This window comes from Pseudoalteromonas nanhaiensis, from assembly GCF_051235485.1.
Taxonomy (GTDB): domain Bacteria; phylum Pseudomonadota; class Gammaproteobacteria; order Enterobacterales; family Alteromonadaceae; genus Pseudoalteromonas; species Pseudoalteromonas lipolytica_C.
On record NZ_JBPNYQ010000001.1, the window covers coordinates 404,991 to 421,025 of the forward strand.

A 16,035-nucleotide genomic window follows, 5' to 3' on the forward strand; every position below is an offset into this window, starting at 1 on the left:
TGCATTAATGTTGTTGTATCACTGTTGTTTAAGAAATGACTTCTCTCAATTATCTATTGGTCTATTAGACTAAGGTGGTAAGCGACTCAAAATCGCTTACCTGCGAACATTGAACTAGATTATAGAAGGCGATTTCGAAGTTTTTTGTGAAATGACAAGATATACAACTAAGGTCTAATACTTTCAGGGGCTTTGCTGAGTGATCCTTGAGGCAGGCCGAAGGCAAGTAATTAAAATGGAGACGACAACAATGTCAGAAAGTATCTATCCAGTACCAGCGCATATCAAGAATGCAGCATTAGTTGATAACGATAAATATAATACAATGTATAAGCAATCTATCGATGACCCTGAAGGATTTTGGCGAGAGCACGGTAAACGCCTTGATTGGTCAACTCCTTATAATAAAGTAAAAAACATCTCATTCGACAAAGGCCACATCAGCATCCGCTGGTATGAAGACGGCCAACTTAACGCTTCATATAACTGTATTGACCGCCACCTTGCTACTAAAGCAGATAAAACAGCCCTTATTTGGGAAGGTGACAACCCTGAACACAGCGAAAATATCAGCTACCAACAACTTCACGACGAAGTAGCAAAATTGGCAAATGGCCTTAAAAAGTTAGGCGTATCAAAAGGTGATCGCGTTGCTATTTACATGCCTATGACACCGCAAGCTATTTACGCTATGCAAGCATGTGCGCGTATTGGCGCGATTCATTCTGTGGTATTTGGTGGTTTCTCTCCATCAGCGATTGCTGACCGAATTAATGACTCAGGCGCTAAAGTGGTAATTACTTCAGACGAAGGTCGCCGTGCTGGCAACTGTGTACCACTTAAAGCAAATGTTGATGAAGCGGTATCACAAGACTCAGTAACTACGGTTGAACACGTTATTGTGCATCAGTTAACCGGTGGCGAAGTTGAGTGGAATAGCCACGATATTTGGTGGCATGAACTTGTCGCTGACCTACCTGCTGAGTGTGAACCAGAGCCAATGAATGCAGAAGATCCGCTTTTCATTCTTTATACCTCTGGCTCAACAGGTCAACCAAAAGGGGTGGTTCATACTACCGGTGGTTACCTCGTTTATGCATCAATGACACATGAATACGTGTTTGACCTAAAAGAAGACGATATCTTCTGGTGTAGCGCTGATGTGGGCTGGATCACAGGTCACAGCTATATTGCCTATGGGCCATTAGTAAACGGCTGTACGCAAGTGGTTTTTGAAGGTGTACCAACGTATCCAACGGCGGGTCGTATGGGTGAAGTGATTGATAAGCACAACGTGACTATCCTTTACACTGCACCAACAGCTATCCGTGCTTTAATGGCGAAAGGTGATGAGCCAACAGCTACCTCAACACGCAATAGTTTACGTATCATGGGTTCAGTGGGTGAGCCGATTAACCCTGAAGCGTGGGCTTGGTATTACGAGCACATTGGTAACGAAAACTGCCCAATTGTAGATACGTGGTGGCAAACAGAAACTGGTGGCATCATGATCACACCGTTACCAGGTGCGACAGATATGAAACCAGGCTCTGCAACTCGTCCTTTCTTTGGTATTGCACCGGCACTTTTTGATGCTGAAGGTAATACACTCGAAGGCGCGGTTGATGGCAACCTTGTTATTTTAGATAGCTGGCCGTCACAAGCTCGTACAGTTTATGGTGACCATGAACGCTTTGAACAAACTTATTTCTCAGCTTACCCTGGTGTGTATTTCACCGGTGATGGTTGTCGCCGTGATGAAGATGGTTACTACTGGATCACTGGCCGTGTGGACGATGTACTTAATGTATCAGGCCACCGCCTAGGTACGGCAGAAATTGAAAGTGCATTGGTTGCTCACGAAGCTGTAGCAGAAGCTGCTGTAGTTGGTTATCCGCATGACATTAAGGGTCAGGGCATTTATGTTTACATCACACCAAATGAGGGTGTTGTAGTGAGCGATGAACTAACAAAAGAAGTGCGTAACTGGGTTCGTAAAGAACTAAGCCCAATTGCTTCACCAGATATGATCCAATGGTCTCCGGGTCTACCGAAAACACGTTCTGGTAAGATCATGCGTCGAATTTTACGTAAAATTGCGGCAAATGAGCATCAACAGCTAGGTGATACATCAACTCTTGCCGATCCAAGTGTGGTAGATGAACTAATCGAAAACCGATTAAATCGTTAAAATCACGTTAAAAACTTGATTAGAAGTTGATTCTAAACGTAGTATATCGGCTGTCACTTAGAAATAGGTGTCAGCCGAATTTATTAGGAGTGAACCATGAGTCAGTTTTTAATAGCGGACGATCATCCGTTATTTCGTGAAGCGCTGAAAGGGGCATTAAGTGCTAAGTTCGCTGATTTAGAAGTGTTTGAATCGGAAAACTTTGAGACCACTTTACAGGTGTTAAACGAACAAGAAGATCTTGATATCTTACTACTAGACCTTCACATGCCAGGCAATGGCGATTTATACGGCCTTATTCGCATTCGCGAAGATTATCCTAGCTTACCAATTGCTGTTGTTTCTGGCAGCGAAGATATTAACGTTGTCTCTAAAGTAATGGCCTATGGTGCAATGGGATTCATTCCAAAATCATCATCGTCAGATGATATTGCCATGGCAATCAACCACATTCTTGAGGGTGATGTGTGGCTACCATCAGAATTAAAAGATAAAGTCTCTGATGTTGATGGCGAAGATAAAGAAATTGCCGCTCAAGTTGCATCGCTTACGCCACAGCAATATAAAGTTTTACAATACTTACACGAAGGCTTGTTAAACAAACAGATTGCTTACGAGTTACATATTTCTGAAGCGACAGTGAAAGCACACATTACTGCAATTTTTAGAAAGCTAGGTGTGTATAACCGTACTCAAGCGGTATTAATTGCCTCTAAATTACAACTAGAGCCTATTGAGTCGGCATAACAAAAGATAATAACAACAATAAAGAGGCCATACAGCCTCTTCATTTTATTGCTTAAGCGAACACCACGGTTCGATTTCCATTGATAAACAGTTTATGTTCAGACGCGAGTTGCAGCGCTTTGCAAAACACCGTTTTCTCAACATCTTTCCCCATTTTTGCCATCATCTCAGCGGTATCCGCATGGCTAACATGTGTCACATCTTGTAAAATAATCGGCCCTTCATCAAGCTCGTTATTAACAAAGTGAGCGGTCGCACCAATTATTTTTACACCGCGCTCAAATGCCTGATGGTAAGGCTTCGCACCAATAAAGGCAGGCAAAAACGAATGGTGAATATTAATAATCTTACCTTCAAAGCGCGCCACAAATTCAGGGCTTAAAATACGCATATATTTAGCAAGGCCGATAATGTCAGGCTGATAGCTGGCAATTAAATCACCCACTTGTTGATCATGCTCAGCACGGCTTAAACCTTCGTGCGATACTACATGAAACGGCACGCCAAAGCCTGCAGCCAGAGGAGCTAAGTCTGCATAGTTGGCAATCACAGCCAGTACTTCGATGTTTAATGCTTTTTCGAATTGCTTAAGTAATACACCACCTAAACAATGTGCTTCTTTGGTGGCAAGCAATACCACTTTGGTTTTTTCACTGCTATGCAGCGCAAGCTCTGCGCCATCAGGAAGTAGCTCAGCAAGGCTTGGTAAAAAATCATCTGAAATAACGCCGCTTAACTCTGTACGCATAAAAAAGCGTTTAGCGTCTTTATCTACAAATTCGTTATTACGTGTAATGTTTAAATTATGCTGATGACAAAGACCGGTGATCTTGGCAATTAGACCAACATCATCATCGCATTGTGTGGTTAAAATCGTGTTCATAGTCCTCATTCTAATCCCGTTTGTGTGAGCCTCATTATTTGCTAATTTTTTAGCGCTGCATAGCGCAAATTGAACTATCTAATAATTTATCTGACTTCATTGTCTAACCTTACAAAATGTAATCATTATTTACTTTTCGTGTAAAAGTAAGCTGCTTTCACTATAAATGTGATTTTCTGTCCATAATTATGATTAATGAGTGCCTTTCTATACCTTTTTCTACACTTTTTAACCTTAACGTAAGTAACTGTAAGTGAAGGTAATCGTTTGTAAAACATAGAATTTTATTGCTTTAGTTGAGTCAAAGTAGATTATTACAAACAATAAGGAATAAACTCCATGAAAAGTACTCTGCTTAAAACAATTGTTGCCACAAGTTTGCTTTCGTTGCTGGCTGCCTGTTCTAGTGACGACAGCAGCAATAGCAACAGCGGCTATGTGCAACTGTACAATGGCTCTTATAATAGCCCCTATACACGTTTATTTGTTGATGACACTGAACGTTCGGGCGCAGATTTTGGTGATGTATCAACCCGCCATAATTACAGCTCGGGTGAGTATGAGCTGAGTTTTCAGTATGTTGATGTCAACGATAGCTATATCACTATTGATGAAGAAACCATTAAAATTAAAGACGATCAAACCCAGTTGCTAGTAATGAATGGTGATTTTGCTGAGCCAACATTCACTGAGCTAAGTGTGCCATCTTCAAGCGATGAAGATGAGTTTAATGTTGGCTTTTTTAATATCGTCGGAGAAGACAATATTTACGATGTTTACATTGCCACTGATGACGGGTTATTTGATACCGCAGAGTTACTGATGACTTCGCAGTACCTGGTAGAGCCAGAACTATCTACGCTTGAGGAGGGTTATTACACTATTTATGTCACTGCCAGTGGTAGCACTGATGTGATTTTTGAATCACCAAAATTGTATTTTAATGATGAAGCAACTTACATGGCGATGATCCGCCCAAGTTATGCAACAGAAGAAGACGGCATTACCCTTGATGTAGTGACGGCAAGTAGCTCGGTGACTCAACTAAACCACCAAGACGCACAAGGCCAGTTGCGATTTATTAATACTATTGATGATTACACACAAACCCAATTTAAAGTAACCAGAGGAACAACGTCTACCAATACCGAAGTTGTAAGCAACGATAGTTACTCTGAATACATGAGTATGTCACCAAATAGTTACAGCGTAGCCATGTTAGATGAGGCTGGCGACAAGATTGTTGATAACTTCTTAATGACATTAGAGCGTGAGCAAAGTGCGGTTGGTCTATTCTACAATGACAAAGACTACGGCCCTCGTATGATGACCATTGAAGAAAACCTAACACCTAGCAGCTATAGCCACACAGTTACTGTGGTTAATTTAATTGATAACTATGCAGGGCAACAGATTGACGAAGTCGATGTGTATTTCACTCTCAATGGTGAAACCGTTGATGATACTAGTAATGTCGTTGAAGGTTTAGATCAATACGACCAAAAAGAGCAGGTGGTTGATAACGAAGTTTATACAACCTATGTGGTGTTTGAAGACAACGGCCAGCAGATTGTGCTATTGCAACAAAGCGACATGGATTTTACCGAAGAAGGTAACTATATCTTGGTGATTGAACATGATGAAACCACTGATTCAGGTTACAAAATGACCTTAGAGCGAACGGTGACTGAGCAGTCTTAATTGGCTTGAACGCAATATCGTTGTTTCTTTACTCTTGCTAAGTGTTTATTATATAAACAATTAAGGTTTTTGCTTTTTTGTTTAAAGCGTACACATGGAGTGAGTATGGACGACGGTATTGCGTTACTAGTATTACTAGCACTAGTTGTTGTAGGTGGCTCAATTGCTGGCATTATTGCCTTTTTTCAACTCTCTAGTTTGAAGCGTGAAGTAGCTGCTCTTCGAGTAGAACTTAACGCGACCTATATCCATAATCCACAAGCAACTATTGTAAATTCGTTTGATAATTTAAACGAAGCTCTGACCGACACTTCAAAACGAGAACCAAAGCCTGAAGCCATCAATAAGCCAACTGAGGCAATGGCTAAAAAGCCACAGCAAACGAAACCCAAGCCTGCAACTTTTAATCCGCTAGTTAGCCAACTAGTTACACAAATCAAAGCCAATTGGCTAACTTGGGTAGGAGCGGTTGCACTTGCCTTTGGTGGTATCTTTTTGGCCCGCTATTCACTTGAAGCCGGTTTATTATCCGAAACCATGCGACTCATACTTGGCGCTATTTTTGGCCTGAGTTTAATTGTTACAGCTGAGGTTTTACATCGTAAAGGTATTACCTTTGAAGGATTTAGCAACTATATTCCCGCGGCGCTGGCAAGTGGCGGCTTTATTAGTTTGTTTGCATTGACCTTGCTGGCCTACAGTCATTACGGCTTACTACAAGCCTTACCAGCATTTAGCATTTTAACCTTGGTTTCTTTGGCTGCAAGCTGGATGGCATTACGTTTTGGCCCCGTGCTGGCTGTAATTGGTATTATTGGCGCTTACAGTGTGCCTTTATGGGTAGATACTGGGAGTAATGACTTTATTGCACTCCTTACTTATGTTGCTTTTGTCAGTGTATCAGCTTCGCTAGTCGCACATTACGTAAAACGGCATTGGCTGTGGTATTTGTTATGGGCGGGGCATTTAGGCTGGTATTGCTTAGTTGCAATGAGTGCAACTAAAAACCTACACTGGTTTATTAACCTTTATGCGCTGTTTAGCATTGTATTGTTAATTGCGATTCCACGTTTAGGGCTAAGTATTAAACAAGTTGAATACCGCCCACACCGCTTTAAAACACTTCTGAAACAACTGCCCGACAACCCTCTGTTATTAGCAGTTGTCATGCCACTTTATCTTTTACTCATTAGCCATAATGATCTGCTTACTTGGCAGCTTAGTATGTTGTCGTTAGTGGCTTTACTGTTGTTTTTGGTATTAAAAAACAGTGCATGGGATCACTGGCTGATAATTGCTGTAGTGAGTGTGGTGTGTTTGCTAACAGGGCAATACAATACTGTTGATTACTCTGAGCAGCTTTTTGTTTTTAGACAAAATTACGGAGCAGGGCTGTTTTTTATTGCTTTGTTTGCTGGTTATGGTTTTTTGTTTGGTCGTAAATACCCTAAACGCTTTGGCTTTACCTTACTCGCTTCACTTTCAGGCTTTGTGATTATTAGTTGCTTATATGTCATCACTCCTGATCATGCCTTAATGACGGCATACCCGGTTTGGTGCTTTGTATTACTGGCACTGTCTTCTTGGTTATTTAAGTTATCAATTAATAGCACGAATCCAATGCAGGTATTTAGTTACTGGCTTGGCGGTAATGCCAATATTAGTTTGGCGTTAACCATGCTTCTTGAAGGGAGTAGCTTAACCTTGGCACTCGCTGCGCAAGTGTTGTTGATCAGTTTTTATGTCAATAAACATGCACTCAGTATTCCGACTTGGCCGCTAAAAGGTTTAGTTGGTGCTTTACTTGTTAGGTTAAGTTTTGCACCTTGGTCAGCTGATTACAGTGATGCGCTATTACTTGGTGTGCACTGGAGTTTAGTTGTTTACCCTGTGTCTGCTTGCTTATTTTACTTGGCAGCAAGACACTGGCAGCAGCAATCTGTTCGGGTGTGGCTAGAAGGTGCTACGCTTCATTGTATCGCTTTATTCATTACCACAGAGACGAGCTATCAGTTAGTGGGGCACTATCCTGATTTTGAGAACTTGTCTGTGTATGAGCATATTTTATTAACCTGTAACTGGGGCATATTGGGCTGTGTTTACCTGATGCGTTCACGTTTTACTGCGCAATTAGCTAAGCTCTATCAAGTGGCAGGTTTTGCGTTATTAGCATTAAGCGGATTGTTAGTTCTGAAAAGCTTTACCGCTGTAAATCCGTTTTTTGAGCCGATAAATATTGGCAGTTGGCCGATTATTAATTGGCTACTATTACTTTGGTTAGTTCCAGCCATAATTGCAATTTGGGCAAGCCAGCTGACAAAATCTCAGCGCTTTTTGCATAAGTTTTTTAGTGCATTTGCAGGTGTGATGAGTGTTTTATATATCAATGCGGAAATTCGCCACAACTGGCAAGGGGAGTATATAAATCTTGCTTTACCGACCTCAGATGCAGAGCTGTATAGCTACTCTTTAGTTTGGCTTATTATTGGTGCTTTGGTGGTCGTGGCGGGGCAGTTAAAAACTATTACGGTTTTACAAAAGCTAGGCCTTGGTTTATTAGCGCTGGTGGTGTTAAAAGTGTTTCTGATAGATATGGCAAACTTAACCGGATTATTACGTGCTATTTCGTTTATCGGCTTAGGCTTGTCGTTAGTTGCACTTAGTTGGTTGTTCCAAAAATTTAAGGCAAAGCCTACTGCTTTGCCTTAAATAAAGGGAATGCATGGTGTTAAGTGCTATGGTTAAGCAGGGCTTTGAGTTTAGCTGGCTTAACGGGTTTGCTAAGGTAATGAATTTGCTCAGCTTTGGTTTGTTGTTTTAGCGCTTCATCACGTACTGCTGTGATTAAAATTGCCGGTACTGGGCTTTGCCAAATTTCCCTTAACGTTTTAATTAGCGTAATACCATCGCAATCATGGCCAAGCTGATAATCCATTAAGATCACATCGGGTGCGCCGTGGTCTTTAGCATAGGCCATGACAGTTTCTACTTGATCAAAGAGCTGATAATTGGCTTGCCATTTTTGCAACAGACTTGCCATAGCATTTAAATTCTCCGGATCATCATCAACCGCAATAATGTTCATTGCACTGCGATTTTCAACGCCTTTTTTAGGCGTGTCTTTTTGCTGAATAAATTGGCTTTCACCATATGGTACTTCAATACTAAAGCGGCTACCTTTGCCGGGCGTTGAAGTGACATCCATACGTAGCGAAAGCAAGTCGACCATCCGTTTTACTACCCCTAAACCAAGTCCGACTCCTTTGTTATCGCCCGCTTCAATACGGTAGAAGTCATTAAATATTTTTGCTTGCTCCACTTCACTTATACCCGGGCCTGTGTCCCAAACTTCAATACGTAAATGGTGTTTGCGTTTGCGACACGCAATTAAAACTCGGCCGCTTTCGGTGTACTTAACCGCATTTGACACCAAGTTTTGAATAATTCGTCGCAAATAGGTGATATCGCTGTGTACGATTGTCCCTTTTGAACGCACTGTAAGCTTTAAGCCTTTTTCACTCGACATAATGGCGTATTCATTTTTTAGCGGTGCAAGTATGTCATCAATACTAAAATGACGTGGCGTTGGGGTCATTGCCCCTTGCTCGAGCTTGGCAATTTCTAACAGCGCCGACATCAAATGCACCGTTGAATCTAAGCTTGCACCCAGCTTTTCAAAGTTATTTAAGTTGTTGCTCGAAAGGGTTTTATCATCAATAGCTGCAAGGTATAGGCGCGCCGCATTCAGCGGTTGTAAAATATCGTGGCTAGCCAAGGCTAAAAATCGCGTTTTACTGTCATTAGCTTGTTCTGCCTCTTTTTTGGCTAAAGTAAGTGCTTGCTCAGTTTGTACTCGGCTATCGATTTGCGCTTGTAAATCTCTATTTATGGTGCGTATTTCTTGGGTACGCGCTTCGATGCGGTTTTCAAGATCCATGTTAACTTCTTCGAGGGCGTTTTGCGTTTCGATATGCACAGTAATATCAGAGAAGCTTGTCACAAAGCCGCCATCAGGTAATGGGTTACCTATCATTTCAAATACTTGGCCATTTCGGCGGTGGCGAATAAAGTGATGAGGTGTGCCGTTTTTAAGATGCTGTACACGCTTTTCTACATGACGTTCAACCTCACCCGGACCACATTCACCGCGCTCTGCGTTATAGCGGATCACTTCTTCAATAGGTTGGCCAACCTCCAGAAACTCATCAGGGTAGTTAAACATTTCGGCATAGCGTTTATTCCAAGCAACCAAATTTAGTTCTTTATCAACAACCGAAATACCATGACTGAGGTTCTCAAGGGATGTGAAAAGTAAATTTTGATTAAATTGCAGTGCTTGTGTGGTTTCATCAAAAAAGTTAACCACTTCTTCAAATGCCATGCGTTTACCAGAGGCAACCGTGTGGATCAGCGCTTGTGCTGAAGATGCGCCTAGCACACCGGTTAAGGCTCGCTCACAATAAGCGATAAACTCAGGGTCTGGATGTGCGTTGTTGTCATCTAAGTTATGTGACAACGCAAAGTGAGCCAGCACTTGTTGCGAGCGTTGAACGCCTAAAAAGGTTTGTAGCAGCACTTTAAAGTCGTAAACGGTGGCTTTAACGTTTTTATTTAAGCGTCTGGCGAATACAGCTTGCTCTTTAGGGTTAACAAAGGCTGCTGCCTGAATCTTATCAATTAAACGCTCATCTGCACCGAGCGAAAAACTAATATAACAGCCAATATTGGCAAACAAGGCGATTAGGGTGCCACGCGTAATAAGTGTTTGTTGCAGCTCCGTATTTAGGCTATTACCCGCATCTAAAATAGGTAACATTAAGAATAATACCCAACAAATGAAGCCTGCTAATAATCCGGCATAAACGCCATAAGCGTGGCCTTTTCGCCAGTATAAGCCGCCAACAATGGCTGGGAGTAATTGCGACACCAAAGAAAAGGCCACTAACCCCATACTTGCCAGTGCTTTACCATGACCAAACCATTGCTGGTAGAAATACGACAAAATCAAAATACCGGCAATGGTGAAGCGCCTCACTAATAAAATTTGTGATTTATAGCTGCTGGTAATGAGGTTACGTTTAAACTTACGGCGTAGCATTAACGGTAGTACCACATCATTTGAGATCATGGTGCTGAGGGTGAGTGTAGCCACTACAATCATTGCCGTGGCTGCTGATAGACCACCAATAAATACAAAAGTTGTTAAGAAGGCATTTTCATGGATCAGTGGTAGGGCTAATACAAAGCTGTCGGGCGAAAATCCACTGCCAATACCAGGGTGAATAGCGGCAGTTGCAATAGGGAAAATCATTGCCGCAGTTAGCAGTAAATACAACGGAAACGCCCAACGAGCAGTAAAAAGATGGCGTTTATCTTGGTTATCAACCACGGTGACATGGAACTGCCTTGGTAAACAGATAATCGCTGCTGCCGCCATCATTGATTGGCCGATAAAGTTGAAGCTAAAAAAGTCAAAATTATGCCAATGCTGCCAAACTGAACCTGTTAATTGCTCTGCTTGTACCTCACTGAGGTTAAACAAAGTGTATAGTGCAAGTCCTGCCACAGCGACTAAAGCTAATAACTTCACCATAGATTCAAAAGCGACAGCGAGCATCAGTCCAGAGCGATATTCGGTAACATCCACTTTGCGGGTACCAAAGAATATCGCAAACATTGCCATGATTAAGGTTGCAGATAACGCCAACATAGAGCCTGAAATACGGCTATCGTTTTGTAGTAATAAGAAACTACTACTGAGAGCTTTTAATTGCAGAGCAATGTAAGGAATCGTCGCTAATAAAGCGATAATTGTCACCATAATGGCGGTAGTTTGTCGTTTACCGTAGCGCGCTGAAATAAAGTCGGCAATCGTGGTGATATTTTGCTTTTTACTTACCAAAACTAATTTGCGCAAAAAACCTTGGCCAAAGAAAAATAGCAACGCAGGACCAATTAAAATCGGTAAGTAATTCCAACTGTTAGTAGCGGCTGTTCCGACTGAACCGTAGTAAGTCCAAGACGTACAGTAAATGCCTAATGAAAAAGAATAAACAAATGGATGGTGACTAATTCTTTTTGCAAGAGGAGTGGTTTTGTCCCCCCAATTTGCCAACCAAAACAACACGCCAATATAGGCGAGTGCAACAAATAAAAGCGCAGCTGTCATGTTTAAATTCAGTAATTATTGTAATAACACTACCTTACCAGAATTATGCGCGATTTCGATGGCTAGATTTTTTGCAATAAAAATTAATAAAAAGTAAGTTGTTGATAATAAATGGAAAGTTATGTTTTACGCACGGTTATTAGACTAATGTCGCAGATCATTCGTTTTTACTATTTTCGCTATTTCGCAAATTTATCTTTATAGGTTAAGTTGTTGTTAATTATTGTTTTTTACCATTCATTAACAAATGATGTTTTACAGTTTACGTAAACGTAAACTGACTGTTACGACTATGGTCTCAATTCCATAAATCAGAACCCTTGCTAACTTAGTTAATGACAACTAATACCACTCATTACTTTTTTGTAATGCATAAGGGGATAAAAATGGCTTTTAAAGATGAAGAACAAGCAAAAGCTTATTGGGCGGAAAACCTCGCACTGCTATTTAAATTATTAGCAATTTGGTTTGTCGTTTCATTTGGTTTTGGCATTTTACTAGTAGACGTACTCAATGAGATACGTTTCTTTGGGTTTAAACTCGGCTTCTGGTTCTCCCAGCAAGGCGCTATTTACACCTTTGTAGCTTTGATTTTTGTTTACGTTTTCAAAATGAATACGTTAGATAAAAAATACGGCGTAGACGAATAGGAGCTAAGCAATGGATGTTCAAACACTCACGTTTATTATCGTCGGTTTAAGCTTTGCGCTTTATATCGGCATCGCAATCTGGGCCCGCGCGGGGTCAACAAATGAATTCTATGTTGCAGGTGGTGGTGTACCGCCGCTGGCAAATGGTATGGCAACCGCTGCTGACTGGATGAGTGCGGCATCGTTTATCTCAATGGCGGGTATTATCTCGTTTGCGGGTTATGACGGTGGTGTATATCTAATGGGTTGGACAGGTGGTTATGTACTACTTGCGTTATGTTTAGCACCTTACTTGCGTAAATTTGGTAAGTTCACAGTACCAGATTTTATCGGCGACCGTTATTACTCACAAACTGCACGCGTTGTTGCGATTTTATGTGCGATCTTTATCTGTTTCACATACATCGCAGGTCAAATGCGTGGTGTAGGTGTGGTTTTCTCTCGCTTCTTAGAAGTGGATATTGAGACCGGTGTTTACATTGGTATGGTGATTGTATTCTTCTACGCTGTACTTGGCGGTATGAAGGGGATTACTTACACGCAAGTAGCTCAGTACTGTGTACTTGTATTTGCTTACCTTGTTCCAGCAATCTTCATTTCAATGATGATGACAGGTCACTTCTTCCCACAAACCGGTTTTGGTGCAACGCTTAGCGATGGCTCAGGACAGTTTGTGCTTGATAAACTAGATGGGCTCAGTACTGAACTTGGCTTTGCGCAATACACCGAAGGCTCGAAGAGCATGATTGATGTATTCGCAATCACAGGTGCGTTAATGGTTGGTACTGCAGGTTTACCGCACGTAATCGTTCGTTTCTTCACTGTTCCTCGTGTTAAAGACACGCGTATCTCAGCTGCATGGACACTTGTTTTCATTGCAATCGTTTATACAACAGCACCTGCTGTAGCGTCATTCGCTCGTGTAAACATGATTGATACAATTAACGGTAAAGACGGTAGCGGTACAGAGTATGCAGAAGCACCAGCATGGGTTAAAAACTGGGAAAGAACAGGCCTAATCACCTTTAACGATAAAAGTGGTGACGGCAAAATGTTCTACTCAGCAGGTAAGATTGATGATCCAAACAGCGCTAACGAAGTTAAAGTTGACCGCGACATCATGGTACTTGCTAACCCTGAGATTGCAGACTTACCAGCATGGGTTGTAGCATTGGTTGCAGCAGGGGGTATCGCAGCAGCGCTATCAACTACAGCAGGCTTACTATTGGTAATCTCGACCTCGGTTTCGCACGATTTATTAAAACGTACCTTAAAACCAGATATTAGTGATAAACAAGAGCTACTTGCTGCGCGCTTAGCAGCGATGATAGCGATTGTGATTTCAGCTTACTTTGGTATTAACCCGCCTGGATTCGTGGCCTCGGTTGTTGCCTTTGCCTTCGGCTTAGCAGCGGCGAGCTTCTTCCCAGCCATCATTATGGGTATCTTCTCTAAGAAGATGAATAAAGAAGGTGCGATTGCGGGTATGGTGACAGGTATTACATTCACAGCGGCTTATATTATTTACTTCAAGTTCGTAAGCCCTGAATTGAATACACCGGCACACTGGTTATTTGGTATCTCACCTGAAGGTATCGGTCTAGTTGGTATGATTGTTAACTTTGTAGTTGCAGCTATCGTACTTAAACTAACAGCTGAAACACCAGTTGAAATCCAAGAAATGGTTGAAGGTATCCGTAACCCTAAAGGTTCTAGCGCAGCACACGCGCACTAATAAAACCATTTTATGAGAACACACTCTTGAAGATCAAAAGCCCGACTTAAGTCGGGCTTTTTATTTATTTAAAACAGGGGTAGTGTAGATATTGTCTCTATTTTATTGCGAGAATGACCATGAATACCGAGCAACAGGAAGTCGCCCAATTTGTGATGCAACAAACGCCGTTTAATCAGCTAGATAGCGCTGCATGCGAGTATTTTGTTAATCATCTCGATATTATTTATCTGACCCGAGAGAATCAAAATCAGTGGTTAAGCTCTGATAATTTACGGTTATTTTTAATTCGCTCTGGCGACTACGACTTAGTCGACCCAAAAGGCGATGTGATCACTAAATTATCAGGTGGCGATTACTTTGGTTTTCCGTCACTGTTAACTGGCGAAGCGATTCAAAATAGCATTTCAGTGCAAAAGGAAGGCATTGTTTACATGCTAAACCAAGCGGCATTTGATTACTTACGCCGAGAGTACAAGGTGTTTGAGCAATACTTTGTTCGCGCCCATAAAAACCGTTTATTGTCGTCTCATTATAAAAGTCAAAACGACAGTTGGTCGGAGAAAAAAATTTGCGAATTGATGAATCGCAAAGCGGTCACTTTGGCGCCAGAGGCAAGTATTCGTCAAACCGCTAAAAAAATGAAACAGCATGGTGTTTCGTCGATTATGCTAACTGAGCATGATCGCCTCGTTGGGGTCGTGACCGACAGAGACTTACGCAATCGCGTATTGGCCGATGAGGTTGACCCTCAAGAGTCAGTAAGTAGCATCATGACCTGTAAGCCCAAGTTTATTTTTGAAAACAATCGCGTGTTTTCGGCATTGCACTTAATGCTTAAGCACAACATCCACCATTTACCTGTGCTTGATGAACATCACAAACCGCTTGGTATGCTCACCAGCACAGATTTGCTGCGTCAGCAAAAAAGCGATCCAGTGCAATTGATTGGACGAATTTATAAAGCGCATAGCGTGGTAGATTTAAAGCGTTATTCGCAAGAGATACCCGGCTTGTTAAAAGGCTTTTCAAACAATATTGATGACATCTCCTTGATTGGTAAATTATTAAGTGGCTTAACCGATGCACTGACTTCGCGGTTAATCCGTTTGTTCCAAGAAGATAATGGCGCGGCACCAACCAGCTTTAGTTTTATTTGTTTTGGTTCACAAGCAAGGGAAGAGCAAACATTGCATTCAGACCAAGATAATGGCTTGTTACTACCTGATGATTTAACGGACGAACAACAAGATTACTTTAAGCGTATGGGCGAATATGTCTGTGAGCATTTAATTGAGTGCGGCATAAAACGTTGTCCTGGCAATATCATGGCGAGCAATGCAGAATGTCGAATGGGCATTAACGCTTGGACTGAAAAGTTTCATAAGTGGATCACCTCACCGACACCAGAGGCGATGCTCAATTGTAAGATATTTTTTGACTTACGTTTTATAGAAGGTTCCACTACCTTATATGCACGCTTTTGTGAGCAGCTAAAACGCATTTCTAAGAATGACTTATTCTATGCGGCTATGGCGAGCGACATTAAAAATACCCCAGTGCCCATTGGTTTGTTCAATCAGTTCAAATTAGAAAAAGACGATAAACAGCATAAATACCTCGACTTAAAAAAACGCGGTGTGGTGATCATTAACGACATAGTGCGTTTATATTCCCTCAAAGCGGGTATTCAGCGCGCTAATACCCAAGAGCGCATAGACGCGTTAATGAAATTTTCGCTACTCAATAAAGATGACCTATATAACTTAAAAGACTGTTGGCGCTTTTTAACTCAACTGCGTTTAGGCACGCAAATTAACGAAGAGGGGCTGCCTAGCAACTGCATTAACCCAAATGCGTTGAATTCATTGGAGCGACATCAATTAAAAGAAGCATTTTATTTGGTTAAGCAGGCGCAGCAAGCCGCCGCATTTAAGTTTGCTCGCGGTAGTTTATAGG

Annotated in this window: 9 protein-coding genes; 7 read left to right on the forward strand and 2 right to left on the reverse strand. The window is 41.7% G+C overall.

From position 1 onward, the window contains the following. The first annotated feature begins 250 nt into the window (after positions 1 to 250). Positions 251 to 2,191 (forward strand): acetate--CoA ligase, encoded by a 1,941-nt coding sequence (gene acs / locus ACSFVZ_RS01825; RefSeq protein WP_435557969.1) that lies wholly within the window; start codon positions 251 to 253, stop codon positions 2,189 to 2,191. Between the two features lie 96 nt (positions 2,192 to 2,287). Then, complete coding sequence (locus ACSFVZ_RS01830; RefSeq protein ID WP_135926004.1) at positions 2,288 to 2,938, forward strand: response regulator transcription factor; 651 nt, start codon at positions 2,288 to 2,290, stop codon at positions 2,936 to 2,938. A 52-nt stretch (positions 2,939 to 2,990) separates the two neighbouring features. On the opposite strand, the gene purU is transcribed toward ACSFVZ_RS01830, so the two are convergent. Beyond that, positions 2,991 to 3,821 carry a formyltetrahydrofolate deformylase gene (purU, locus tag ACSFVZ_RS01835; RefSeq protein WP_055021009.1) on the reverse strand — a complete coding sequence of 277 codons (831 nt, stop codon included), beginning with the start codon at positions 3,819 to 3,821 and terminating at the stop codon, positions 2,991 to 2,993. Positions 3,822 to 4,160: 339 nt separating this feature from the next. Between purU and ACSFVZ_RS01840 the strand changes: the two genes are divergently transcribed. Together ACSFVZ_RS01840 and ACSFVZ_RS01845 are read left to right on the forward strand one after the other, a co-directional pair. After that, positions 4,161 to 5,522, forward strand: coding sequence for a hypothetical protein (locus tag ACSFVZ_RS01840; RefSeq protein ID WP_138558388.1), 1,362 nt, complete (start codon positions 4,161 to 4,163; stop codon positions 5,520 to 5,522). 105 nt (positions 5,523 to 5,627) lie between these two features. Continuing rightward, positions 5,628 to 8,231 carry a DUF2339 domain-containing protein gene (locus tag ACSFVZ_RS01845; protein ID WP_281546400.1) on the forward strand — a complete coding sequence of 868 codons (2,604 nt, stop codon included), beginning with the start codon at positions 5,628 to 5,630 and terminating at the stop codon, positions 8,229 to 8,231. 19 nt (positions 8,232 to 8,250) lie between these two features. Here ACSFVZ_RS01845 and ACSFVZ_RS01850 read toward each other — a convergent pair whose 3' ends face one another. Continuing rightward, positions 8,251 to 11,691 carry a PAS domain-containing hybrid sensor histidine kinase/response regulator gene (locus ACSFVZ_RS01850; protein WP_235383254.1) on the reverse strand — a complete coding sequence of 1,147 codons (3,441 nt, stop codon included), beginning with the start codon at positions 11,689 to 11,691 and terminating at the stop codon, positions 8,251 to 8,253. Between the two features lie 386 nt (positions 11,692 to 12,077). Here ACSFVZ_RS01850 and ACSFVZ_RS01855 point away from each other — a divergent pair, with 386 nt between their 5' ends. The 3 genes from ACSFVZ_RS01855 to ACSFVZ_RS01865 all read left to right on the forward strand — a co-directional run bounded on the left by ACSFVZ_RS01855 (position 12,078) and on the right by ACSFVZ_RS01865 (position 16,034). Then, on the forward strand, positions 12,078 to 12,341 hold the full coding sequence (locus ACSFVZ_RS01855; RefSeq protein WP_054551160.1) for a DUF4212 domain-containing protein: 264 nt from the start codon (positions 12,078 to 12,080) through the stop codon (positions 12,339 to 12,341). Positions 12,342 to 12,351: 10 nt separating this feature from the next. Then, a complete protein-coding gene (locus ACSFVZ_RS01860; protein WP_435557970.1) occupies positions 12,352 to 14,076 on the forward strand; it encodes a sodium:solute symporter family protein in 1,725 nt (574 codons plus the stop codon). Positions 14,077 to 14,195: 119 nt separating this feature from the next. After that, entirely contained in the window at positions 14,196 to 16,034 is a 1,839-nt protein-coding gene (locus ACSFVZ_RS01865) for a DUF294 nucleotidyltransferase-like domain-containing protein (protein WP_281546399.1), read from the forward strand. Position 16,035 lies beyond the last annotated feature (1 nt).

Coding starts and splice junctions, on each gene's coding strand:
- acs (WP_435557969.1), top strand. CDS start 251: ATGTCAGAAAGTATCTATCCAGTACCAGCGCATATCAAGAATGCAGCA.
- ACSFVZ_RS01830 (WP_135926004.1), top strand. CDS start 2,288: ATGAGTCAGTTTTTAATAGCGGACGATCATCCGTTATTTCGTGAAGCG.
- ACSFVZ_RS01860 (WP_435557970.1), top strand. CDS start 12,352: ATGGATGTTCAAACACTCACGTTTATTATCGTCGGTTTAAGCTTTGCG.
- purU (WP_055021009.1), bottom strand. CDS start 3,821: ATGAACACGATTTTAACCACACAATGCGATGATGATGTTGGTCTAATT.
- ACSFVZ_RS01865 (WP_281546399.1), top strand. CDS start 14,196: ATGAATACCGAGCAACAGGAAGTCGCCCAATTTGTGATGCAACAAACG.
- ACSFVZ_RS01840 (WP_138558388.1), top strand. CDS start 4,161: ATGAAAAGTACTCTGCTTAAAACAATTGTTGCCACAAGTTTGCTTTCG.
- ACSFVZ_RS01855 (WP_054551160.1), top strand. CDS start 12,078: ATGGCTTTTAAAGATGAAGAACAAGCAAAAGCTTATTGGGCGGAAAAC.
- ACSFVZ_RS01850 (WP_235383254.1), bottom strand. CDS start 11,691: ATGACAGCTGCGCTTTTATTTGTTGCACTCGCCTATATTGGCGTGTTG.
- ACSFVZ_RS01845 (WP_281546400.1), top strand. CDS start 5,628: ATGGACGACGGTATTGCGTTACTAGTATTACTAGCACTAGTTGTTGTA.